Genomic DNA, 24,349 nt, shown 5'->3' with positions numbered 1-24,349 from the left:
ACGCACAAGCGCCGCTCCGCTCACAAGAGAAGGGGCATCGGAAAATGCTTCCAGCGTGAGCACCTCGGCGGGCTCGCCATGGTTGGTGTGAACAATTCGCTGCATCAGAGACTCCTTTCGCAAGCATATGATTATTGGAGCGATCGCTCCGTTATGGCAGAATAGGTTCATCTCTACAGCATGTCAATTAATTTTGGAGCCATGACTACAAAAAACGATACCCAACCCCGGCGCAGCCGCGGCAGACCCTCAACCTTTGATCGTACGGAAGCCCTGAACCGAGCCATGAAGCTCTTCTGGGAGCAGGGATACGAAGGCGCCTCCTTTGACCAGTTGATCCATGCCATGGGGATCAGCCCCTCGAGCTTCTATAACTCGTTTGGCAGCAAGGAGCAGCTTTATAAGGAAACGACTGACGCATACCTGAGCATGTCCGAAGTCTGGTTCGCTGGCAGACTGTTCGGCACGGCCGACACGCGAGAAGCATTCAAGAAGCTTCTCGATGCTACCGTCGTGGAGTTCACTCGAGACAGCCACCCATCGGGCTGCATGATCTCTCTGGCCGGCACTCACCTGCCCCCCGAACTCGCTTCTATTCGTGAGACGATGGCCGAGCACCGCGCAAACGCTGAAGAGATGATGGCGCAGCGGTTGCGCAAGGGGGTCGAAGACGGCGACTTACCGCCTGACACCGACGTGCCTGCACTCGCTGCCTTCTACAGCGCCGTGACCCGCGGAATGGCCGTCCAGGCACGAGACGGAGGCGGCCCGCAAAAGCTGAAGGCGATCGCAGATGTCGCCATGCAAGCATGGCCAGCTCAAAGCGGTCGGGTGAGATCTGCAAAGCCCCGGGGGACTCGCGCTGTCTGACCGACAGTGCCGCACAGAGTGGTCCAGCGCCGGCGCTCGCAGGGCCGCGATTTGGAGCGTCATGCTCTGCTTCCTTTCGTGGACCGACGCAGCATCGGCACACCGTGGGTGAGTGCGTATCCTTCGGTGCTCAGAATCCAGTCGGAAGTAGGTCCGAGTTATGAAGCTCACGCTCGACCACAATGTCATCATCGACTTGGCAAGTGGCCATATCAATATCGCCCGCCTTCGCGAGATCCTTGCAAAGAGCGGGCAACGTAATCGACGTGTTTTCACACACTCTGGACCCGAAGCGGTCGCTCAAGTATGTCGATAGCGGCCATTCGTTATAGGGCATCCCACAAACACCAGTCAACTACTTTCCCGACGGCCGGATCTACGACGCCAACTCGGAACACCGGGACGTTCTTCGAATGATCCGGAATCGCATATCTGCCAATCTTTCGAACGATGCCGCGAGAGAAAGCGGCTCCCGCAGGAAAGAAAATCCAGAAATTCGTTTCTATCGCTACGAGCGACTCCAAATCTGTAGGTGCGTCGGCAAAGTCGGGTACGCTGAGGGCCGATTACCGGTTTTGACCGCGGGTGAGGTTGCGGGCTCGGAGCTGAGTGTATTCGCAGAACCACGCTTCGCATGCATGTTGCCTGCATCGATAGTCGCCATGCGACGTACGCGCTCATTATCTTTTCAGGCGCCCTCGACGAATGGCGCCCTGCCAGTTTGAGCTCCTTCGATGGAGATGACAATCCCACTGGCGATCGCTCCGTTTCAATCCTGACATGTTGACAAAGTCGGTTCGCACCGCCTTTGCGCTCCACCACAGGCGTCTGAATGGGACCGCTCGCGGTCTCTGGCGCCACGCTTGACGATACTGCATCGAGCCTGTGGACCTTTGGCCGGCTACATCGACGAATCGATGCGTCCATAGACACCCGTCGTCGCCGTCGGACCTGCCGCGAAAAACAGCGTGTTGGAAGGCTGGTTGTCGGCGTTGTTGCCGAACGCCAGGCCCCAGAGTCCTTGCTGCGTCACCTTTGAACCATCGGCCTGTGTGAGCGGCCCTTTCGAGTCGCCAGTCGCAGGATCGAACGCGTTGATGGTGCCGTCGCCGAAGTTGCCGATCAGCAGGTCGTTGCTGAACACGCCGAAATTGGCCGGCGCCATGGCGATCCCCCACGGCGAATTGAGCGGCCCGTTTGATGCGATGCGCTTGAGCAGGTGGCCAGCGGTATCGAACGCATCCACCACGCCGTTGCCCGCACCGCTTTGATCTCTGTGACCATCGGGCCCGAGCTTCGCATACGCCACATAAATCGTAGTGCCGACGGCCTGGATACCGAACGGATTAAAACCCGCAGGTACGTTCGGGTCGCTAAAGGCGCCGGCAACCGTGACTTTCGTGAAAGTCTTGTCGAACATATCAACTTTGCCGTTATGGAAATCGGCGGCGTACAGCATGCTTGCGCCGGCGTTGCTGGCAATCGCAAGGCCTGTGTATTCGGCTCCGCCCGCGCCGTCATCGTGAACGGTGACAGCCTGCGTCGGCAGCACCTTAGGCGACCAGGCCGCGATCGTGCCGGCCAGCGTGGCAAAAATGAATGCCGCGTTACCGGTTGCGCCATTCGCCGTGACGGCGAAGTCCGTAGTACCGTTGAAAACGATACCGGTCGGACTCGCGGGTTGACCGCTTGCGGCCGGCGGTAGTGTGACCACGAGCGACTGCACCACGCCATTGCCGTCATACAGCGACGACTTCTGCGTATTGTTGTCTGATACCCAGACGGGGGTGGTCGGACCGAACGCGATGCCCCAGCCGTTTTGCAGATTGGGGTCGACGTGCGGCGCGGCGACGCTGCCGTTGGACACGAGAATGGTCGACTTGAATGTACCGGCGGTCGGTGTGGGCATATTGTTACCCGAATTGCCGCCGCACGCGGCAAGTGCGAGCGTGGCCGCTCCAGCAAGCGAGAAAACAGTTGCAAGCTTATGCATGTCACCTCCTGATCTTTGAACGATTTGCCTATAGTCCTCGCGCGGCACAACCACCGGCAACGCGCGTCGACCCCTTTGTGTTCTGAACGAGCGCACCAACCCGCAAGCGGCGTCGATGGCATCCTTGCCCTCGACCTTCGCGCCGGCGGTTCATCGTCATTGCGCATTGAACGATCAAGCACGCGTGTTTATTCCGTGCGATCCGTATTCGAGCCACCTGAGGTTCACATTGCGGGGCATTGGTGCGCACGGACGTTGATATTCACTTGCGGCGCCCGGATGACAATTGACTTTCAACGGCAGCTACAGATCCCCTTGACTGGCTCACCGCGAGTCGGACACTGACACTCCGCGGACGCAGACTGGATGACCTTTTCGCTTGAAGTACGACAGTATCGTGCACGGGTGAATGTCGGGAGTTCTGTCGCATCAATGCGGAGAAAGTAAAGTTCGAAGCTGACGAAAACCGTTTGGCCCTTCGATGAAGCAGGCTCTCACGCCACGAAAAACGCTTGCTCCGATAATTGCCAAGGTTCTGAAGCGACTGCGCTATCCACTTGAAGCGATGACTAGCGCGTCCGCCTGAAACTGGCTCACGACGTTCAGCGCTTTGTCCAACTGATCGAAGAAAACCGATTCGGGCGAGTGATGAGGCATCGGAAAGTTCGCGTTGTAGCCGTGCCCCTCATTTACTCCGCGTTCATCGTCGAATCCCGCCACGACTGGATTCCGATGCGACCGCCGCGCTATTGATGTAGCAAAATCCGTCTGCCGCTTCGACGCGCGCGTGGTGACCAGGAGAACGTGAGAGTGCATACGTTTCGCGCGCACCTTCGAGAACGGCCTGCGCCGCGGCTGCGGCACATTGCGCAGACCAGTAGGCAGACTCATATATGTGCGGGCCGACAGGGCAACTTCCGTCCGCAAGATAGCGACCCGCTTTCGCCAGTATTCCGCGCAACGGATTGCCTTCGCGAATGAACACGTTGGAACTGCGATGCATATCCGGTGGAACTGTCTGGCGGCCAGCAGCAGCGTGTGGCGATTGCCCGCGCACTCGCAATGAAGCCGGCGCTGATGCTGTTCGACGAGCCCACGTCCGCGCTCGATCCGGAACTGGTCGGCGAAGTGCTCGCCGTGATGCGCGATCTTGCCCGCACCGGCATGACCATGGTCGTCGTTACGCACGAACTCGGTTTTGCGCGGGAAGTCGCGAGCCGTGTGCTGTTCATGGATCAGGGACAAATCATCGAGAGCGGCTTGCCTGAGCAGGTGCTAGGCGCGCCCATGCAGACCCGCACTCTCGCCGCGAAGATGGGCGCCAAAGTCAACTGGGTTGAGTCAAGCTTCGACCAACTGATGAGTTCGCAACGGTCCCATAGCGATACGTAAGGATGATGTGGATGTGTCCTATAGCAAGCGGCCTCGGTGACCCAGCGTCGTGCGTCAGATCAACAACACCTTTGTCGCGTCGGCTTGATTGCAATAAGTCACTATTTGACCAACGCAGAATAACGGTCTGGCCAGGCTATCGCGGCTCCTTGCTGCTGCCTGCGTTCGTTCTGGAACCGTTGCCTATACGTTCCTTCAGGTAGCTACCCAAAGCCTGCTGCATCTCTTTGCGGACCGCCGCACTCTTGCTCTTGTCCACCATCCGGGCCCCTTGCAGGGCCGCCTTTAGGATCAGGTATGTCGCCAAGGCAATTCCGGATAGCTCCGAGCGCCTGATCGAGGAATCGAACGTCGTCAACAGATCCTGAATCGCTGCGGAAAGCCGAACCATCCCGTATGATCCTGCTACCACCACCGATGGAGTTTCCGACAGCACCCTGCACGCGGGGCGTTTCGAGACGTAGCCATGCACGATAGAAATCAATCCCCCTGCGAACTCCATAGGTGTCTCGGGCAAAGACAATTGCCACTGATCCAATAACAGGACGATCTCGTCCGTGTAGCGGTTCAACAGCGCGGCCCCGACGCTTTCCTTATTGGGGAAGAACTGGTACAGCGAGCCGATTGAAGAACCTGCGAGGCTCGCAATTGCATTCATGCTTGTAGCCTCATAGCCCGACGACGCGAAGAGTTGCTCGGCTGCGGCGAGTAGATCGGCCACACGCTTCTCTCCGCGCTCCTGGGTAGGCGGCTTCGGTCGCCTTGACGAAACCAGAGTCTCATTCATATTGTCGTTCCATAATGTGAGATTGGCTCTCATTTTGCTGGGTGAGAGGCATCAGCCGCTTCAGCACCCGGGTGCTACCCATTCGCGTCTTCGCACGCACGAAGTTCCGGGCATAACAAACTGATGAAGTTCCTCGATTATGCCAAAAGGTTTGAAGCGGCTGCGTGATTCTGGTCATGATCCTGGTGGCCATAGGGTTCACAGCGATATTCAAGCCCGCAATGCAGACCTCCCCGCTCCCCTGCTCAGATGCTTTCCCAAGGCTTGACAATACTGGAGGAATGCTCATATTATCGCCCAACAATATGAGTATTCCTCGCATTACACGGGGCATTACACGGGGCATTACACGGGGCATGATCCCGATGCATCTTTCAGCCCCGGAAGGTTCTGGCACCCCCTCCCCCATAATTCGCCAGAATCTTTGGCCGACCCTGATCAGGTCGGCTTTTTTTCGACCGGTCAATAGCTCAAGGCCAAAGGGTGTGTCGGTGTCGGCCTGCAGCAGAGCGCGCACAGCCGGATTTGTGGTCTCCGGCAACGGTAACCGCAACCCACCATGTGCGAGCAGCGCCTAGTGGAGAATGCTTTTGTTCATGTTTAGCCTTGAACACGCATCCAATCCAAATCCCAACGGAGAATGACATCATGATCCAACCGCTTCCCATCGATCGCACACGCGCCGCCCTGCTTGTCATGGATTTCCAGAGACTCGTCGTCGACGGCTACGCCACAGACAGTAAGCAGCTTCTCAGCCGGACCGCCAAACTGCTGGAGGCCGCACGCGACGCCAGCATCATGGTGATCTATGTCGTGGTCGCCTTCCGGCCAGGCTATCCAGAGGTGAGCGAGCGGAACATGACGTTCAGTGCAATCAGGAGTTCAGGCCGGTTAGCTGGAGACGATTCAACCATTGAGATTCACCCCGCTGTGGCACCAGGACCGGCTGACACAGTCGTGACCAAACATCGGGTAAGCGCCTTCGCCGGAACCGACCTTGACATGATCCTGCGAGCAAACGGCATCGACACGCTATTGCTCACCGGCATCCTCACAAGTGGTGTGGTGCTCTCGACGCTTTGCGACGCAGCGGATGCGGATTACCGCCTTTTCGTAGTCAGGGACTGCTGCTCGGATAACGATGCGGAGGTCCACCGCGTCCTGCTCGACAAGGTCTTTCCACGACAGGCCTTTGTGACCGAAGCCAGCGCGATCATCTCAATGCTCGCCTGAATGCGGCGGGCAGTGTCGGCGAGGTGGCATCCCGCCATCGCCATTTGACGATCTACCCCATCGGCTCGCGGCTAGGACCGTCCGCACGGACTCTCAGTTTCGGTTGTCCGCGCGATGCCCGTTGACCCACTGCATCGCACGTCTGATCGCCTCTTCCAGCCGGTCAAAACGCCCTCTGCTGGGAAACTCCGACTGGCCACGACCGCACGGTTTATGGCCCTCGTAGCAATGACCATCGCACAGAACCAGCTGTCGAGCATGCATCTAGGCTCGCAGTGAAATCTGTACTGGTCGCGCGAGAACATCGCCTTCGCAATGTTTCTAGATTCACAGACGGCGCAAACGACGAAAGCAGAATCTGCACAGTCGCCGAACGTTTTTCAATGCCATATGAATCCAGCCGAACTAGCGGTTTCGGGCGGCTTGACAAAATACGAGTGACAGTCATATTATGACATCACTAAATATGAGTTCTACTCGCATTTTCCGCAACCTGACCCAGGAATAGGCGTTGCACGGGGACATTTTTGTGCCAACCCGTGCTCAGGCAGCAAAAAGCAGATGAACACTTTGGGTTCCGACCAGTCGTCCAGGGGCCTTGCGCTGACGCCGGAAGGCCAGCGACGCATACCGGCCATCTTCAGCGGCGTGCTGGACGACCTGTTGTCCGGTTTCACACCGGAAGAGGTCGGACTACTTAAGAGCATGTTGAAGCGCGTGCTCGCCAACGCCGACAGCCAGCTATCGGGACCAACCGGCAATGCATCAACCAGCTTTTGCAACGGGGAGTAATGAGTCCGTTGCAGACCCCGCCATCACATTCCACTGACACTCAAAAAAGTCGAGCGATGAAATCCCTTTCCCTGTCCGCGCCTGCACTGTCGTGCCGGGCCGCTGTCACCACAGCGGTGGCAGCGCTCGCCCTTACGGGGTGCGCGAATTACTTCGGTATAGGAAGCGACAAGCAGATGTCGTCGCCGGGTCAGTACGAGTCCAACCAGAGCTTACCGTCACAGGGTGGGCAGTGGCCATCGCTCGATTGGGCCAACCAGTTCGGCGACCCGCAACTGCCCCAACTGATCGCGGAGGCGCTGGAAGGCAGCCCGTCGATCGCCCAGGCGCAGGCGCGCATCGCAAAAGCCTCCTCGTATATCGAAAGTTCGCGTTCGGCGCTCTACCCGAAGGTCAATGCCAGCTATTCGTGGAACCGCGAGATCTACTCGGCCAACTCGATCTACCCGCCGCCCTTCGGCGGCACCTGGTATAGCGAGAACAACGCACTCGCGAGCGCGTCGTGGGATCTGGATCTGTGGGGCAAGAATCGCCAGCGCCTGGGCCAGGCTGTGTCGCAGGAGAGAGCGACCGAAGCTGATATGCAGCAGGCCCGCGTGACACTCGCCGCGTCGGTCGCAAGTGCCTACAACCAGCTCGCGCGCCTCTATGCCCAGCGCGACATCGCTCAACGTGAAGTCCAGAATCGTGAAGAGATTGGCCGCATCACCGACGGCCGCGTCACCGCGGGCCTCGACACCAACGTTGAGCGACAAACGGCGATCGGCAACATCGCAACGACCCGCGCGAATCTTAGCGATCTGGATGGCCAGATCACCGTCGTGCGCTATCAATTGGGAGCGTTGCTCGGCAAGGGTCCGGACCGCGGCCTGCAAATCGTTCAGCCGGTCCTGGCGTCAGGCGGCGCCATCGCTCTGCCGGACAACCTTCCCGCCGACCTGCTGGCGCGTCGTCCGGACATCGTCGTCGCACGCTGGCAGGTGGAGGCGGCACTCCACGATGTCAAAGAGGCCAAGGCCGAATTCTTCCCGGATGTAAACCTCGCTGCGACCGCCGGCTTCGACGCGTTTGGCTGGGGCAAGTTCTTCACTGCGGGGAGCCGCCAGATACAGTTTGGCCCCGCCATTCACCTGCCGATCTTCGATGGCGGCGCTTTGCGCTCACAGTTGAAAGGCCGCTATGCGGACTTCGACTACGACGTTGCCGGCTACAACCAGACGCTCGTCAATGCGCTGAACGATGTCTCCACCCAGGTTGCCTCCATCCATTCGATCGACCGGCAGCAAGCCGACGCGCAGCGGGCGCTGGAGGCCTCGACCAGCGCTTACCAGCTCTCAGTGGTGCGCTACAAGGCGGGCCTCTCTCCCCAATTGCAAGTGTTGTCGGCGGACCAGAGCCGGCTCGCGGCGGAACAGACCGTGACGGATCTGAGGATGAGTCGCCGCAATATGCAGATCGCACTGATCAAGGCGCTCGGCGGTGGATTCGACGCCACGAAGGTCGATCTTGTCGTGCCGACCGACGCTCGCGTGGCGCAAGCTCCGCAGTCCGCTCAACCCCTGCCGGCAAGCCGAGCGACGCCGACTGCCGCGGACTGAGCCCGAAAGCTACCCGAACAAGCGACGAACATTGAGAAATCCGGAGCATCGCCATGAGCACCACCGAAGATCCCGTCACTTCCGCAAAACCAACCAGTCCGCCGTATCCACCCACCCAGGCCCAAGCGACTCAGGTTGCCGCGGATCCGGAGGCGACGACCAACGGCAAACGCCGGCTGCTGATGACGCTGTTCATCATTGTGCTTGTGATCGCGGCGGTTGCTTATGGCCTGTATTACTTCCTCATCGCGCGCTTTCACGAAACGACCGACGACGCCTACGTGAACGGCAACGTCGTACAGATCACTCCACAAGTAATGGGCACTGTCATCTCCGTGAACGCCGACGACACGCAGACGGTTCACGTCGGCGATGCGATAGTGGTGCTTGACCCGGCGGACTCGAAGGTCACACTCGATCAGGCCGAAGCGAATCTGGCGCAAACGGTACGTCAGGTGCACACGCTTTTTGTGAACGACAACCAGTACGCGGCGCAAGTAGCGTTGCGCCAGTCGGACCTGTCGCGCGCCGAGGACGATCTGCGGCGCCGCATGACCATCGCGCAAACCGGTGCGATTTCGCTGGAAGAAATCTCGCATGCGCGGGACACGGTGCGCGGCGCGCAAGCATCGCTCAACGCCGCAGAGCAGGAGCTTCAATCCAATCGCGCACTGACCGCCAACACGGACATCACTGACCATCCGAACGTGCGCGCTGCCGCGGCGAAAGTACGCGACTCCTACATAAACTTTGCCCGCAACACCATGCCTGCACCGGTCACAGGCTATGTCGCGCAACGCTCGGTACAAGTCGGCCAACGCGTATTGCCGGGCACTCCGTTAATGGGGATTGTCCCGCTAAACGCCGTATGGGTCGACGCGAACTTCAAGGAAGTTCAGTTGCAACACATGCGCATTGGCCAACCGGTCGAATTGACCGCAGACGTGTACGGTTCATCGGTGGTGTTCCACGGCAAGGTGATCGGCTTCTCAGCCGGCACTGGCTCCGCGTTCTCACTGCTGCCGGCTCAAAACGCCACCGGCAACTGGATCAAGGTCGTGCAACGACTGCCGGTGCGCATTGGGCTCGATCCGAAGGAACTGGAAAAGCATCCGCTGCGCATCGGCCTGTCGATGAACGTCGACGTGACGATCAAGAACGACCAAGGCGGCCAGTTGGGCGCCGCGCCCAACACCATTTACCAGACCGACGTTTTTGCGAGGTATGGCGATCAGGCCGACGCCGAAATCGCCCGGATCATTCAAGAAAACGAGGGCAGCGCAGGCCCGGGCAATGAAGTGCAAGACACGTCCTCGCACCGCAAGAAGCCGACCGTCGGCCACGCGATGCAGCAACCGACCGGGAGCGGAAGGAAATACCAGAACAAGTCTTTCGTTTTTTTGCCTCAGCACGGCCTTGAACAATTCGCAGCATCAGGCAGCGAAGAGAAAGGAACGAGGCAATGAGCACGCCGACGGGTACGGCCAGGGACCAGGCGTCGGCACCTTTGGTGCCGCACCGCGGCATCATCACGATTTGCATCATGCTGGCGACGCTGATCCAGTCGCTCGACAGCACGATCGCAAACGTGGCGTTGCCGCACATGCAAGGCAGCTTGTCAGCGTCACAGGATCAGATCACCTGGGTCCTGACGTCCTACATCGTCGCCGCGGCTATCGCGACGCCTGTCACCGGCTGGCTCTGCGACCACTTCGGGAAAAAGAATGTATTGCTCACCTCCATTGTGGGCTTCACGGTCGCGTCGGCCTTGTGCGGCGTTTCGATTTCGTTACCGATGATCATTGCCGCGCGTCTGCTCCAGGGGGTATTTGGCGCGTCGCTCGTGCCGTTGTCGCAGGCCATTCTGCTCGACATCAACCCGCGTGAAAAGCAGGGGCAGGCCATGGCGATCTGGGGCATGGGTGTGATGGTCGGCCCGATCCTGGGCCCAACCCTTGGTGGATGGCTCACCGACAGTTACAACTGGCGCTGGGTATTTTTCATCAACGTGCCGATTGGCGCCTTCGCGGTGTTTGGCGTGTTCACATATATCAAGGGCGAATTCCTGCGGCGGGACACCCGATTCGACTTCTTCGGCTTTGCAACACTTAGCATCGCCATCGGCGCGTTGCAGGCGATGCTCGATCGCGGTGAGCAACAGGATTGGTTCGGCTCGATCGAAATCTGGTGCGAGACGCTCGCATGCGCGATCAGCTTTATCTTCTTCATCATCCACACGGCGACCGTGCGAGGACCATCTTTTTTCAACCGGCGCCTGCTCGTCGATCGAAATTTTGTCACAGGCCTTGTGTTCATCTTTGTGGTGGGCGTGATTCTCTTCGCGACTCGCGCACTGCTGCCGCCCATGCTGCAAACCCTCATGAACTACCCAGTCGCGACAGCAGGCCTCGTCGTCGCACCCAGCGGTATAGGCACGATGTTCGCAATGATGATCGCCGGCAGATCAATCGGACGCGTTGATCTGCGCATTCTCATATTTATCGGCCTTGCGCTAACAGCGTTCTCGCTCTGGCAGATGGCGGGCTATACGATTGTTCTGTCCGAGCGCAACGTCGTTTGGCCGGGCGTGATTCAAGGGCTTGGACTCGGCTTCGTGTTCGTCCCGTTGAGCACATTGACATTCGCCACGCTAAGTCCGGAGATGCGTGCTGACGGCACGGCTATTTTCAGCCTGGTTCGCAATATTGGCAGCAGCATCGGTATCTCAGTCGTGCAAACGATGCTCACGCAGCACACGCAGATCGTTCACTCGACGCTGGTTGAGCACATCACCCGCTTCAACCCGCTCCTGCACCCCTCGGGTCAGGGGCCTTCTGCCTTCGCGCTTGCTACGCTTGACCAGCAAATCACCGCGCAGGCCAGCATGATCGGCTACATCGACGATTTCAAATTCATGATGTGGATGAGCATCGTGGTCATCCCGCTGCTGTTGATTATTCGACCCGCCAAGCGAGTCAACAGTGAAGACGCGGCGCATGCGGTGATGGATTAACGGCACGTGTTTTCGGTGCGAGAGGGTACCACTCGGAGGCGATCGATGATGCGTAAAGCGGACACAGAGAACACGCGGTGTTTTGCGACGGGATGTCGCATCTTGCTGCTCGAACGGCCCAAGGCCGACCTCCTGGTGGTCGACTGGAGCGACGCGCGTCGCGGCCACTGTGGCGGGCAAGAATGGCGCATTGTCACGGCTCGTACAGCGGGGCGATGTGCATTCAGCGGGACGGATATCCATAAGGGCGACGCGGTGTTCAAACCCAAACGAAGTCAGGCAACGCTTAACGCCGATGAGATGATTCTGGTTAGCGCCGTGCCTGAAACCATGCACGCGGGCGACGGACAATTGACGGAGTATTCATATCTCGCGACATGAAAAACGGTTCCATCGGGACGTCTAATATACGGTGAGGTCCGACAGCGTCGAGATACCGTGCGCGTGCAGGGTAGCGACCGCTCGCGCGGGCAGCCAGATGCCGATGTCGTCACTGATCTTCGGAGTCGGCATGCGCGCGTGCCGCAGGACCTCGATCGCGTCCGCGACCGCCTTCGTGTCCCGTAAACGCTTACCGTCAGGGTGCGCAAAAACCGTGACGAGTTCCGGCCGGCCGACCTGCCGCGCGACCTTCGCCAGCCGTCGGCGAACGCTGCCGAGCACTCCGCGCGCCGACTGCCCTGCCCCTAGGCGCTCCGGCAGGTAGCGTTCCATAGCTTTGCGAAACGGCATGCCGGCACCCCGTGACGTCGAGAAACAGACGGCCGATTGCATCCGGTAGTCTCGTCTGCCGGTCACGCATCGGCCGCCATCCTGGCAAACATCGTGGTAAGCAATGCGCGCCAGCGCAGCAATTCAGCACGCTCCCCGATATGCATCATTTCTGCTGCCTTGCGTATCGACAGGCGCTGGCTACGAAGTTCGTCGGCAACGCGATCCGCAAGATCAGGGAAATCCAGCGACTGACCCTGCGCCTCAATGGCCTTGCGCAGATTTGATTCCCGGTACAGGGCGAACTTTTCCGGCGCGCCGAAATAGCCGTTGCGCACAACGTGTGTGACCGCATTCGGGAACGTCGCACCAAACCTGAGGAGCAGGGCCCCGACCTGGTCACTCCCCCATCCCCTTTCTGTTGTGTTCCGGCACGTAGCGGCTTATCGCGTACCGCATTTTTCTGAGCCGGTTTCCTGCTCCGTGCCGGCCCTGCGGGGTGATCGCGTACTGCGTCCTTGCTTTTCCGGCCAATGCGCCCCTTTCCCTCGGCGCGGCGCATCGCATATCTCAGGGAATTGAGATTCACGTCGATGCCTTCCTGCGCTGCCTGCTCTATCAACTCATTCAGCGTGTAGCCCTTCTCCCTCGCCGCGCCAATTTGCGTCCGAATGGATTTAACGCCGTCTCCCACCTTGAGGTGCTGTTCATCTTTGCCCTTTTCCGGGAGCGCACCCAGTCTGCGTCCAAGTGCCTCCCATTGCCCTCGCGTGAAACTCCGAACAACCGGCATGATTCGCTCCGATGTAACACCGTCACACGCGTCTTGCGTAGGCGTTTACTCATCGTCAATACCAGTTCCTGCCGGTCATCAAGACTGGTGGAATACACCGGAATGCTGAAGAACGTAGGGGAACAGAAAAATATTTTTTATACGGTCGCTCGAATTCCCCTCAGTGCACATGGAGTTCAACATGCTTCATCAAGCGAGCAAACGGGGATTGACGGGTTGGCGGGGAACCTTGCGCTTTTGGAGGCGCGTCACGCCGCAGTCGGAATCTCCGCGGCGCGCGCAGCCTGCACTTCTCACCTACTGCTTTCAATCTCGGGCATCGGCGCGAATAGCGCGTCGAGGTCGTCGTCCGAGAACTTGGCGGCGCCGGCGGCGTCTTCGGAGAGAATGCTGTCGGCAAGTCCCGCCTTCTGCTCCTGCAACTCCACGATCTTTTCTTCGATACTGCCCGCGGCAATCAGCTTGTAGACAAATACGGGCTTATCCTGCCCCAGCCGATGGGCGCGGTCGGTCGCCTGATTCTCGGCAGCAGGATTCCACCACGGGTCGTAATGAATCACGGTATCCGCAGCGGTCAAGTTCAGACCTACTCCACCTGCCTTCAGGCTGATCAGGAACAAGGGCACCTCGCCTTGCTGGAAGCGCTCGACCGGCGTGATGCGGTCCGTCGTGTCGCCAGTCAGAATGACGTAGGGAATCGCGGCTTCCTCGAGCGCGTCGGCAATCAGCGCCAGCATGCCGGTGAACTGCGAGAACAGCAGCACGCGGCGTCCTTCCTCGATCAATTCAGGCAGCATCGACAGGAGCAAATCGAGCTTGGCCGAACGCGTGACACGTGCGCCCTTTTCGACCCTTTCCGCTTTTTCCACTTTGCCGCGCTTCCCGCCCGGTTCGCCTGATTCCCCCGGCGCCTCATCAACCCTGATTTTCCGCACGAGACGCGGATCACAGCACACCTGGCGCAGCTTCAGCAAGGCATCGAGCACGATGATGTGGCTGCGCGCGAGGCCCTGCGCGCTGACCGCCGCACGCACCCGCTCCTGCATGGCCGTCCGCACTGTTTCGTATAGATCGCGCTGCGCGCCCTCCAGATCGACTGAACAGACGATGGTGGTCTTGGCCGGCAACTCCTTCGCCACCTCGTCCTTACGACGGCGCAGCATGAACGGCCGGATGCGGCGCGCCAGCAGCGCGCGGCGCACGCCGTCACCGTTCTTCTCGATCGGATTGCGCCAGCGTTTGGTGAAGTCCTTCTGGCTGCCGAGAAAACCCGGCAACAGAAAGTCGAACTGCGACCACAGTTCGCCGAGGTGATTCTCCAGCGGCGTCCCCGTCAAACACAGCCGATGCCGCGCGCGCAATCCGCGGATCGCCTGCGCGGCTTTGGTGCTGGCATTCTTCACGTACTGCGCCTCGTCGAGGATCAGCAGGTGATAGTCATGCTCGGCGAGCACCTTCTGATCGCGCCACAGCAACGCGTAAGTCGTCAGAATCAGGTCGTGTTCGCCGATCTGCTCAAAACGCTCCTTGCGCTGCGGGCCGTTCAGGACCAGCACTTTCAGATCGGGTGCGAAGCGCCGCGCTTCCTCGCGCCAGTTGTGCACGAGCGTGGTCGGCACGACGATCAACGCGGGACGGTTGAGCCGCCCTGCTTCCTTCTCCGCGAGGATGTGCGCGAGCGTCTGCACGGTCTTGCCGAGACCCATGTCGTCGGCGAGCACGCCGGCCAGATCGTGTTCGCGCAAAAACTGCATCCAGTTCAGGCCCTGCTGCTGATACGCACGCAGTTCCGCCTTCAGACCACGCGGTACCGGCACCTCGTGCAAGCCCGGGCCGGCCTGCAGACGCTGCGCCAGCTGGCGAATCGAATCGTCGCCCTGGAATTGCCAGCGGCCCGTGCTGTTCAAGGCTTCAAGGCGGCCCGCATCGACGGAGGGCACCCGCAGCGGCGCGCCTTCGGCCAACGTGCCGCCCAGTGCGTCGAACAGATCGACCAGCACGCGCACCACCGGCTTCAGCCGGTCGGCGCGCAAACGCAGGCGCTTGTTTTCTTCGGTCTTCAGCTCGATCGGTTCGTCGTCGGCGATGGCTTCAAGCGCCCCGCCGAGCCAGCGCCGGTCGCGCCGGAACAGATCGGCGAGCAGCGGCTCGAGCCGCACATTGCGCTCGCCGATGCGGATGCCCATCTCCAGATCGAACCAGCCGTCGCCCGCCTGCTGCGCAGTGCCGTCGATCGCGTCGATCTCGATGATGTTGTAGCGGAACTCGGGCGCCATCGTCACGCGCCAGCCTTTGCTCACGAGCTCAGGTACAGCGTCGTTGACAAAGGCGGACCAGGATTCGGCATCGGGCAGGCCGAGCATCGTGTCAGGCAAAAGCCGCGACGCGTACACGCGGCTGGTCGGGACTTTCTGCAGGCCGGTCTTGCGCAGTTCGAGCAAGCGCTTCTTTTCGGCTTCGTAGCGTCGGCGGATATGGATGACGTCGCCGCCCGGCATGGGCACGAGGGTGACGCTGCTATCGACATTGATACTGACGCCGTCGTAATCGAAGCTGACGCCGGCCAGTTCAACAGCCTCTGATTTTCGTTGCCCCGCCTTGACCGTCGACGGCAGCGCGTGGCTATTGAGCGTGAGCACCGGCACGGGATCGACGTCGATCACGCGAATCGCGGAGGCGTCGTGGGTGGGCGGCAGCGGCAAATCGGGCGCGATCTCACGCAGCACCGAGGCGACGAGCGGCGCTTCGGCGAGCGAGATCGGCGGCATGGCGAGGTAGTCGGGCAACTGCTGGAACGGCAACGACGATTCGACGATACCCGCTTCATTCGCGACGCCGTCCACGTACCAGATCGGCTCGGTGGGCAGCACCATGGTGGCGCGCGGCTCAGTGCACAGCACTGGCCGCAGGCGTTCATCCGCCAGCGGTTCCCATTCGATCCGCCCGGGCCGGGTGGCGCCGCGCGACAAAGGCGTCGGTCCGTCGTGACCCGGCGCCGGCTTGAACTCGAAGAACAGGCGCCCCGTGGCCATCAGCTTTTGCAACATCTCCGCGCCGCTCGTGCCGCGCAGAACGAACTGGCCGAAATCCTCGCGCGAGCGGCCCAGCCACAAACCGCGCAGGATCGACAGGTCTTCGTCGGAGACAAACCTGGGTTGCTTGAGCAAGGCGGCTTCCACATTGCCCCAGGGCTCGTCGACTTCGACAATCGTGCCGTCCGGATTGCAGTGCGCCCGGTACAGCACGACTTCGTGGCGCATGTGGAACTTGGACCAGTTCAGCAGGTAGGCGAGCGTTTGGGTGCGTGCGGCGCCCGCCTTCTGGGCGACTGCATCGGCGGCCTCGGCGCGTGCGCGAAAACGCTCGAGCCAGCTGACCAGTTCGGGACGTACGCCGGATGGCGGCTGCATCGCTGTTCCGGACGACGCCTGCGGGTAACCGGCGGACGAGCGCTCATCGGAGTCGATGCCAGTGTCGACGTTGGTGATGTGGTCCATCTCGTCGTGATACTCGAGCTCGGCGAGCAGCAGCGCGGCGACATGCTTGCAATTGCGGCTGACCGGGCAACTGCATTCGCTCTGCGCCCACGGTCTGCCGCCATCGGTCCGGAACCGCACCTGCGTGTGGTAGGGCAGCACCCGTGAGCCCTGCACATAGCCGCTGAGCTTGGCGCCATCCCATTTCACGTTCGTGACGGCGCCGACCGAGCGTGCCTTGGCGACGGTGTGGTCGCCCAGCCATTCCGTAATCCGTTCCCGATCGAAGAAAACTGACGACATCAGGGTCCATTCCTTTTCAAGCCAGCGGGGGCGACAGCGTGCGGACGCAGAATCGGCGCGGCAGACCATGAATGGCGACTGCCCGCGCAGTTTCAGCCCGGCATAGATTGCCCGTGGTAACCGGCCATTTTACGCGTTGGACGAAATTCGCTGTGGAGACGGCTTTGAAGGCGGTGCAAGGGACGGATGGCCTGGCTTCGCTCAGAGCGCGGGGTCGCTGGATGCCCCGACGCTCACTTCCAGCCCCGCTGCCGCGAACACCTGAGCGAGCGCAGGCGTTGGCGCCTCATCGGTGACCAGCAGATCGACCGCATCCGCGCCGAAAGCATGCACTAGCGCGCTGTGGCCGAATTTCGCGTGATCCGCCGCGACCACGCGCCGCTCAGCCTGCGCAAAGGCGGCGAGCGAAAACGCGACGTCGGCGGGCAGTGCGTCCATGAAACGGCCCTGCAGGTCGATCGCGGTGACCGAGACGATTGCGTAGCGCACATGGAACTGGCGCAGGAAGGCAAGCACGCTGTCGCCGACTGCAGCGGAGTCGTCAGCACGCAGTTCGCCACCCGCGATGAACACCCGGTTGCCGTTGCGCGGCGCCAGCACGCGAGCAACTTCGATGGAATTGGTCACTACCGTGAGCCGCGAGCGCGCGGTAAGAGCCTGGGCGATGTGCAAGCAGGTCGTACCGCCCTCGAGGATCAGCGAGTCGCCGTCTCGCACGAGCTCGCTGATGCGCGCGCCGATCGCCTGCTTGCCTTCGCGGCTTGCCACCATGCGCCGCTGGAACGGCGGCTCGTCGAGCCGTTCGGGCAGCATGATGCCGCCGTGGACCTTGATGAGCAGGCCGTCCGCGATCAACGGCTTGATATTGCGGCGGATGGTCTCGTCAGACACCTCGAAGCGGCCGGCAAGATCGGTGATCGTGCAGGTACGCTCGTCGCGGACGAGTCGCAGGATTTCGGCTTGGCGTTGGGTGGAGAACATAGGATCGAGACCGGGAGACGGTGCCCAGTCTAGCAAACACCTCATAATTCGCCAAGAAATCTCAACGCATTCCCATATAAATCCACAATCGGCATGCTAAACCCGCACTAAAGCTCAACCTGCCCTTACTTCCGCCAGCAACTCGGGATGCCGATCCAGTACTCGCAGCAGTTTAATTAGCGCGAGCGGCGGCCTGGTTTTGCCATTCTCGTACCGCGAAAAAGCGTTCACGCCGCCGCCGAAAATTTCCGCCGCTTCGCGCTGGTCCAGCTCAAGCTTCTTGCGGACGGCGGCAATGAATGCGGGATCCACTTGCGATGCATTCACCTCCTTGTTGAAGGCCAGCATCATTTGACCCGTGCGGGTCGCCTCGTCCATGTCGAGCACAGCCTCTTCACATGCCGGGCAATAGTCGCCGGTGACGGCCTCGAAGACGGCTGTTTCCCCTTTGTAGACATAGCGCATATTGCGCGTATCGCGCACCAGTTCGGCCGCTCCGCAGTTCGGGCATTTCATGCTCACCACTCCTTGAATGACACGACGAGGACGTCATCGACCACCGTCAATTTCAAATAGACCATGCCTGCTTCAGTCATGGCGCAGTAGACGTCCTGCCAGACCCGATGGTCCGCGTACGTAGTCATGCTTTTTCTGAAAGCACGCCGACCGAGGGACATCACCGTTTCGACAATCGCCGCAGGCCCGAAGCCGAGTGCCGCAGCCCCGATCACGGCCGATTTCGTGATTCTGATCTTCCCTGCACTCGCCAAGCCCTGGACATCGGCCAACTTGCAGTGAGGCGTATTTTTTTCCACTCTTGCCTCCGATTGATATTAACCTACTTGGTTATAAAAAGGTAGCGCGGCCGTCTGTTGCCGACGTATCCGCGACATCCTTTGATCCCACATCAGCCAAATCGATCGTTGCTTTTTGCCAAATTTTGTCGCAATCTACGCACGTTGATTCAACCTATTTCCACACATGTCCACATCCATCCCCACCCACGCCCGTGTCGTCATCATCGGGGGCGGCATCATTGGCTGCTCGGTCGCCTACCACCTGACCAAACTGGGTTGGACCGATGTGGTTCTGCTCGAACAGGGTCAGTTGTCGTGTGGCACGACCTGGCACGCGGCCGGCCTCGTCGGCCAACTGCGCGCGCAGGAAAGCATGACCAAACTGATCCGTTACTCGACCGCCCTCTACGCCGAACTCGAAGCCGACACCGGCCTCGCGACCGGCTGGAAGCAATGCGGCTCGCTCTCGGTGGCCCGCACGGCCGAGCGGATGACGCAACTCAAGCGCACCGCCGCCGTTGCGCGCGCCTACGGTGTGGCGTGCGACGTAATCAGCCCGCAGGAAGCCGGCGATCTATGGCCGGTGATGCGCACCGACGACCTGCTCGGCGCCGTCTGGCTGCCCGGCGACGGCAAAGCGAATCCCACTGATCTGACCCAGGCCCTCGCCCGCGGCGCCCGCACGCGCGGCGCACGCATCGTCGAGAACACCCGGGTCACGGCGATTCACACGCGCACCGCACTCGAAGACAAGGCAAACGCCACAACAGGCGCACGCGAAGTCAGCGGCCTCGCGTGGCGCAACAAGGACGGCGAAGAAGGCACGATCAGCGCGGACATCGTCGTGAATTGCGCGGGCCAGTGGGCCAAAGCGGTGGGCCGTCTGTGCGGCGTGACCGTGCCCCTGCACTCGGCCGAGCACTACTACATCGTCACCGAACGCATTGCCGGCGTGCATCCTGACCTGCCGGTGATGCGCGATCCGGACGGCTTCATCTACTTCAAGGAGGAAGTGGGCGGTCTCGTGATGGGCGGCTTCGAACCGAACGCGAAACCGTGGGGCATGAACGGCATCCCGGACAACTTCGAATTCCAGTTGCTGCCCGACGACTGGGATCAGTTCGAAATCCTGATGGAAAATGCGCTGCAGCGCGTGCCCGCGCTCGAAACGGCGCAGGTAAAGCAGTTCTATAACGGTCCGGAATCGTTCACGCCGGACAACAACTTCATGCTCGGCGAAGCGCCGGAATTGCGGCGTTTTTTCATCGGCGCGGGTTTCAATTCGATGGGGATCGCATCGGCGGGCGGTGCGGGGATGGCGCTCGCCGAATGGATCGTCGCGGGCGAACCGACGATGGACCTGTGGCCGGTCGACATCCGCCGCTTTGCGCGGTTTAACGGCAACGACACCTGGCTGCATGATCGCGTGAAGGAAACGCTCGGCCTGCACTATGCGATGCCGTGGCCGAATCGCGAACTCGACAGCGCGCGGCCGTTCCGCCGCTCGCCGCTGTATTCGCTGCTGCGCGATGACGGCGCCTGCTTCGGCAGCAAAATGGGCTGGGAGCGCGCCAACTTTTTCGCGCCGACACCCGCTGAAGCACAGATCGATTACGCGTTCGGCCAGCAGAACTGGTTACCGTGGAGCGGCGCCGAACATCGCGCATGTCGCGAGGGCGTCGCGCTATTCGACATGACGTCGTTCTCCAAATTTCTCGTCAAAGGACGCGATGCGGAAAGCGTGCTGCAAGGCATCGTCGCCAATGACGTAGCCGTACCGCCAGGTACGACGGTCTACACCGGCATGCTCAACGAGCGCGGCACCTACGAATCGGATTTCACGCTCACGCGCCTCGCCGACGATCAATACCTGCTCGTCACCGGCACCGCGCAAACCACGCGCGATTTCGACACCATCGAAAAAGCGATTCCGCGCGACAAACACTGCACGCTGGTCGACGTCACCGGGCAATACGCCGTGCTTGCCGTAATGGGCCCACGTTCACGCGAGTTGCTGCAAAGCGTGTCGAAGGCGGACTGGAGCAATGAGGCGTTCGCGTTCGGCCAGAGCCGCGAGGTCGATCTCGGTTACGCGACGCTGCGCGCCACCCGCCTCACCTATGTCGGCGAACTCGGTTGGGAACTCTACGTGCCGGTCGAGTTCGCAGTCAGCGTGTACGAAACCTTGCAACAGGCAGGCAAGGCCTTCGGTCTCGTCAACGCGGGCTACTACGCGATCGACTCTTTGCGCATCGAGAAAGGCTACCGTGCGTGGGGCCGCGAACTGACGCCGGATACGAATCCGTTCGAAGCGGGTCTGTCATTCGCCTGCAAGCTCGACAAAGACATCCCGTTCCGCGGCCGCGACGCGTTGCTGAAATTGCGCGCCGAACCGCTGCGCCGCCGCATGGTGGTGCTTACCGCCGACGGAGCCGCCAATCGCATGCTGTGGGGTGGCGAAGCCATTCTGCGTGACGGCAAGCCGGTCGGCTTCGTCAGTTCGGCAGCGTTCGGGCACACGCTCGGCTGTCCGGTGGCGATGGGCTATATCAACAATCCGGACGGCGTCGCCGATGCCGCGTATCTGAATAGCGGTCAATACATGATCGACGTAGCCGGCGATCTACTGCCGGCGACCGTGCATCTGAAGGCGCCCTATGATCCACGCTCGGAACGGGTGAAGGGCTAACGTCCGCCGCGCGCCATACTCGAAAACACCCCATCGCGGCGGATCAGACCATGAAACAGCGCCGCCGCGAGATGCAACAGCACCGTGGCGAACAGCGCGAATGCTAGCCATGTATGCAAGGCACGGAGTAGTGCGAACAGCTCCGTGTTATGCGGCGCGATCGGCGGCAAATGCAGGGGACCGCATAGCGTAATCGGATATCCCCCGGCGGATAGCATCCCCCAACCGATCAACGGCATCGCGATCATCAGCGCATAGAGGATGAGATGCGACAGCCTGGCGACAAAACGCTGCGGCGCCGGCATGTAGGCCGGCAATGGCGGACTGCCGCGCCGGATACGCACGCCCGCGCGCAGTATCACCAACAGCAGCAGCGCTATCCCAAGCGGCTTGTGAATCGCGATCAGCGTGGTATGCGCCCGCGACACCGTCGCGACCATTCCCACGCCGATAAACAGCATCGCGATGATCAGTGGTGCCATCGTCCAATGCAGGAGTCGCGCGAGCGGACTGAAATGGGTACGCGTCTGTGTCATGAACGCTCTCCGTTCGACTTCGTTTGATGGACCTCGGGATGCAACGATTCTTCGCGCGTGCGGCGCTTATATGACAGCGCGTACGCAGCCGAGCGCGCGGCGAGCAACGGATCGTTGGAAGGCCGGATACCGGCCGGCAAGATGGTCGGATCAAAATTAACATCGCGACAGGCACCGTCTTCCTGCGACGTCGTGTGATCGATCACCAGCGTGCCGGCGTCGATATGCTGACGATCGTCGGGCCATTGCATCGTCGCGTCGTCGATGGGATCGCCGGGTTGCGCGACCGTCAGGATCAGATGCCAGCGCAACGGTCCATTTTGCAGACGCTGATCGAGATCGGCTTCGAGGAAATTCTTCTCTTCCTTTTGCGCATCGGTGATCGATGCATACGGCGTTTCAGGCACCATCGCCCAACGCACGGCGCGAGTATTGCCCGCGCTGTCGGTGAACTGGAATGCGTTGATGCTGTAGTACGCGGCGTTCGCCAGACTCGACGACGGCGGATGCGCCTTCACCCATGCCTGAAACGGCTTGGTCTCCGGATTCGCCGCATAAAACGCTTTCAGCTTTGCGGGGTCGGGTTTGCCGGTCGCGGCATCAGGTTTCGCCGCGACCAGTTGCTGATAGAACTGCTCGGGTGTATGAACCGCGAACACAGGTGTCGAATTCATCCCAGTGCGCCACTGCTCGCCATTCTGCAGTTGGAACAGCAACGCCATGCTGCGCACCGGTGAACTCGTGTCGGGCGCGGACGGGTTGCCCCCTGGAACCGCGAAGCGGCCGATGACCGGCGTGCGGCCCGGCGCGAACACGGCAGCACGTGAAAGTACCGAACCGTCGCCGCTACTGTCGAAATACCCCGCCACACACAGGCCCTTTGCATGGTTGCGGCGATAGCCGGGATGAGCCTGGCCGGCCACCGCTTCGAAAGTGTTGATGATACGGGGCGCGGTGAGCCGCGCAGGTGTCAGCCAGCCCGCCGTATAAGCGAAGCCGCCGGCAAGAACCGCGACGACCGCGCCAATTGCCGCGAGCCGGCATGGCATGCATGGAGGCGCAGCGTTGGGAACGGATGGTTTTGTCACGACGACTCCTTGACTCTCGGAAAGATGCACTCATCGGCAAACACCGAATTCGGCGATCTATTCCATTCGACGTCCGGCGCGTCCGTTCCGTGTGCGCGCCGGCTATCGATACGGTCAATTGACGCTGCCTGCGGTCGCGGCTCCGCTCGCGACATGGTTCGCGGCGGCCGCCTTGGCGGCGAGTGCTTCCTTGTTGTGCGCGACCTGCTGGGCGAAGATGGGATTGACTTCCGGATACGATGTATCAGTGACATAGTCAAGGCCGTTCTGCTGGGCTTCGATCAATTCCTGGTACACCTGAGCACGTGTCTTGCCTTCTGCAAAAACGCTCGACGAAGCAGCGAAAACGACGAGGGACAATGCGGCAAAAGCGATCTTCTTCATGATGAACTCCAGAGAGTTTTGTGCGGGTTTGCATGAGGGATAACCACGGGTTTCCGGCTTTTATTCCTGCCTTGGCGCTTCGTAAGAAACAAACTTCGAACGTGGAATAAACTCACACCTGCGTGTGTTCGCCACTCGATAGCTGAAATCCGACGAATGCCGAAACCATGACCTCAACCGCTCCTCCCTCCGATTCACCGCCTTCCGAAGCCGACATTCAGGCCTACGCCGATGGCACGCTGACGCCGGAACGCGCTGCGTTTCTGGAGGACTATCTGGGCAAGGATCCGGCGGAAGCACGCCGCGTAGCGTTCTACGACAGGCTCAACGCGCAAATGCAGCAGGCCTTCCAAACAACTGACGAACCCGTTTCGACCCGCGCCGAAGGACGGCGCGGCGTACTCGGGCGGCTAAAGGCCGGGGAACGCCGGGGCAAGGTGGTGAACGCTGTCGTGGCGCTCGTTCTAACGCTGATCGCCGCGAGCGGCTGGCTGGCCGCCACCCAGGTATCCCGGCAGGCACTCAACAATGCGGCCGTGATGGCGTTGGCGGAAACCGCCACCGCACAGTATTCTGCCGCCTCGCCGACGCGGACCGACGTGTCCGCGCCCAACCTCGCGGCGATCGGGTTGAGACTGGTGGATCAAAGGGTCCTATCGCTCGGTCCACTCCAACGCGCCACCGAATTCATTTATCTGAACGGCGACAACCGCCCCGTCGTGCTGATTTCCTCGCTGGCACCGCTGGCGCCGGCGCAGCCGCAGTGGGCCGCCCTGCGCATCGGCGAGATCAGGTTGCTGACCTGGACGGTGCAATGGCAGCGCTTCGTGGTCGCCGGCGACGCCCGCACCCACGGCCTGATGCGCGCCGCCGACGTGATGACGATGCGCTAAGCCCTTTCCAGGTTTTTGCG

The 24,349-nt window shown here is 60.9% G+C and carries 17 protein-coding genes and 5 pseudogenes; 10 read left to right on the top strand and 12 right to left on the bottom strand.

The features are described 5' to 3' along the window. Positions 1-285 precede the first annotated feature (285 nt). Complete coding sequence (locus tag KHO30_RS36220) at positions 286-870, top strand: TetR/AcrR family transcriptional regulator (protein WP_200654906.1); 585 nt, start codon at positions 286-288, stop codon at positions 868-870. A 901-nt stretch (positions 871-1,771) separates the two neighbouring features. On the opposite strand, the gene KHO30_RS36215 is transcribed toward KHO30_RS36220, so the two are convergent. Next, the gene (locus tag KHO30_RS36215) at positions 1,772-2,863 is read right to left on the bottom strand and encodes a TIGR03118 family protein (protein WP_093638722.1); all 1,092 of its coding nucleotides are present in this window, start codon (positions 2,861-2,863) and stop codon (positions 1,772-1,774) included. Between the two features lie 561 nt (positions 2,864-3,424). After that, positions 3,425-3,854 (bottom strand): annotated as a pseudogene (locus tag KHO30_RS36210) (arginase family protein); the annotation flags it as partial. A 2-nt stretch (positions 3,855-3,856) separates the two neighbouring features. Here KHO30_RS36210 and KHO30_RS36205 point away from each other — a divergent pair. Next, positions 3,857-4,165 (top strand): annotated as a pseudogene (locus KHO30_RS36205) (ATP-binding cassette domain-containing protein); the annotation flags it as partial. 226 nt (positions 4,166-4,391) lie between these two features. Here KHO30_RS36205 and KHO30_RS36200 read toward each other — a convergent pair. Then, positions 4,392-4,976: a TetR/AcrR family transcriptional regulator gene (locus KHO30_RS36200; protein WP_167378445.1), complete on the bottom strand. Its 585-nt coding sequence runs from the start codon at positions 4,974-4,976 to the stop codon at positions 4,392-4,394. Between the two features lie 714 nt (positions 4,977-5,690). Here KHO30_RS36200 and KHO30_RS36195 point away from each other — a divergent pair. The 6 genes and pseudogenes from KHO30_RS36195 (at position 5,691) to KHO30_RS36170 (ending at position 12,059) form a co-directional block, all read left to right on the top strand. Continuing rightward, complete coding sequence (locus tag KHO30_RS36195; RefSeq protein ID WP_167378444.1) at positions 5,691-6,275, top strand: cysteine hydrolase family protein; 585 nt, start codon at positions 5,691-5,693, stop codon at positions 6,273-6,275. Positions 6,276-6,872: 597 nt separating this feature from the next. Next, positions 6,873-7,067 (top strand): annotated as a pseudogene (locus KHO30_RS36190) (MarR family transcriptional regulator); the annotation flags it as partial. A 56-nt stretch (positions 7,068-7,123) separates the two neighbouring features. Next, entirely contained in the window at positions 7,124-8,665 is a 1,542-nt protein-coding gene (locus KHO30_RS36185) for an efflux transporter outer membrane subunit (RefSeq protein WP_211703787.1), read from the top strand. Positions 8,666-8,718: 53 nt separating this feature from the next. After that, positions 8,719-10,131, top strand: a complete 1,413-nt coding sequence (locus KHO30_RS36180) for an HlyD/EmrA/EmrK family protein (RefSeq protein ID WP_211703786.1) — start codon at positions 8,719-8,721, stop codon at positions 10,129-10,131. Next, entirely contained in the window at positions 10,128-11,678 is a 1,551-nt protein-coding gene (locus KHO30_RS36175; protein WP_211703785.1) for a DHA2 family efflux MFS transporter permease subunit, read from the top strand. Before KHO30_RS36180 ends, KHO30_RS36175 begins: the two co-directional genes overlap by 4 nt. 102 nt (positions 11,679-11,780) lie before the next feature. Beyond that, complete coding sequence (locus KHO30_RS36170) at positions 11,781-12,059, top strand: DUF3331 domain-containing protein (protein ID WP_211703784.1); 279 nt, start codon at positions 11,781-11,783, stop codon at positions 12,057-12,059. A gap of 27 nt (positions 12,060-12,086) precedes the next feature. Here KHO30_RS36170 and KHO30_RS36165 read toward each other — a convergent pair. The 6 genes and pseudogenes from KHO30_RS36165 to KHO30_RS36140 all read right to left on the bottom strand — a co-directional run. Continuing rightward, positions 12,087-12,416: pseudogene (locus KHO30_RS36165) on the bottom strand (phage integrase family protein); the annotation flags it as partial. Positions 12,417-12,472: 56 nt separating this feature from the next. After that, positions 12,473-12,775 (bottom strand): annotated as a pseudogene (locus tag KHO30_RS36160) (protein mobD); the annotation flags it as partial. Between the two features lie 700 nt (positions 12,776-13,475). Then, the gene (locus KHO30_RS36155; RefSeq protein WP_211703782.1) at positions 13,476-16,961 is read right to left on the bottom strand and encodes a DEAD/DEAH box helicase; all 3,486 of its coding nucleotides are present in this window, start codon (positions 16,959-16,961) and stop codon (positions 13,476-13,478) included. 201 nt (positions 16,962-17,162) lie between these two features. After that, positions 17,163-17,942 (bottom strand): DeoR/GlpR family DNA-binding transcription regulator, encoded by a 780-nt coding sequence (locus KHO30_RS36150; protein ID WP_154565319.1) that lies wholly within the window; start codon positions 17,940-17,942, stop codon positions 17,163-17,165. A gap of 114 nt (positions 17,943-18,056) precedes the next feature. Next, entirely contained in the window at positions 18,057-18,458 is a 402-nt protein-coding gene (locus KHO30_RS36145) for a type II toxin-antitoxin system MqsA family antitoxin (protein ID WP_200619234.1), read from the bottom strand. A 2-nt stretch (positions 18,459-18,460) separates the two neighbouring features. Further along, the gene (locus KHO30_RS36140; protein WP_211703781.1) at positions 18,461-18,757 is read right to left on the bottom strand and encodes a type II toxin-antitoxin system MqsR family toxin; all 297 of its coding nucleotides are present in this window, start codon (positions 18,755-18,757) and stop codon (positions 18,461-18,463) included. 166 nt (positions 18,758-18,923) lie between these two features. Between KHO30_RS36140 and KHO30_RS36135 the strand changes: the two genes are divergently transcribed. After that, the gene (locus tag KHO30_RS36135) at positions 18,924-21,428 is read left to right on the top strand and encodes a GcvT family protein (protein WP_211703780.1); all 2,505 of its coding nucleotides are present in this window, start codon (positions 18,924-18,926) and stop codon (positions 21,426-21,428) included. On the opposite strand, the gene KHO30_RS36130 is transcribed toward KHO30_RS36135, so the two are convergent. From KHO30_RS36130 to KHO30_RS36120, 3 genes are all read right to left on the bottom strand, one after another. Further along, positions 21,425-21,964, bottom strand: a complete 540-nt coding sequence (locus KHO30_RS36130; protein ID WP_211703779.1) for a cytochrome b — start codon at positions 21,962-21,964, stop codon at positions 21,425-21,427. The two genes, KHO30_RS36135 and KHO30_RS36130, sit on opposite strands and share 4 nt — an antisense overlap. Beyond that, on the bottom strand, positions 21,961-23,052 hold the full coding sequence (locus tag KHO30_RS36125) for a catalase family peroxidase (protein ID WP_280519188.1): 1,092 nt from the start codon (positions 23,050-23,052) through the stop codon (positions 21,961-21,963). The genes KHO30_RS36130 and KHO30_RS36125 overlap by 4 nt, the downstream gene beginning before the upstream one ends. A gap of 114 nt (positions 23,053-23,166) precedes the next feature. Further along, positions 23,167-23,436, bottom strand: coding sequence for a DUF4148 domain-containing protein (locus KHO30_RS36120; RefSeq protein ID WP_093638685.1), 270 nt, complete (start codon positions 23,434-23,436; stop codon positions 23,167-23,169). A gap of 167 nt (positions 23,437-23,603) precedes the next feature. Between KHO30_RS36120 and KHO30_RS36115 the strand changes: the two genes are divergently transcribed. Beyond that, positions 23,604-24,329, top strand: coding sequence for an anti-sigma factor family protein (locus KHO30_RS36115; RefSeq protein WP_211703778.1), 726 nt, complete (start codon positions 23,604-23,606; stop codon positions 24,327-24,329). The last annotated feature ends 20 nt before the right edge of the window (positions 24,330-24,349 follow it).

It is taken from the genome of Paraburkholderia aspalathi (assembly GCF_905220735.1).
Taxonomy (GTDB): Bacteria; Pseudomonadota; Gammaproteobacteria; order Burkholderiales; family Burkholderiaceae; genus Paraburkholderia; species Paraburkholderia aspalathi.
Note: the sequence above shows the minus strand (reverse complement) of the source record. Positions and strands in the feature narration are given on the sequence as shown.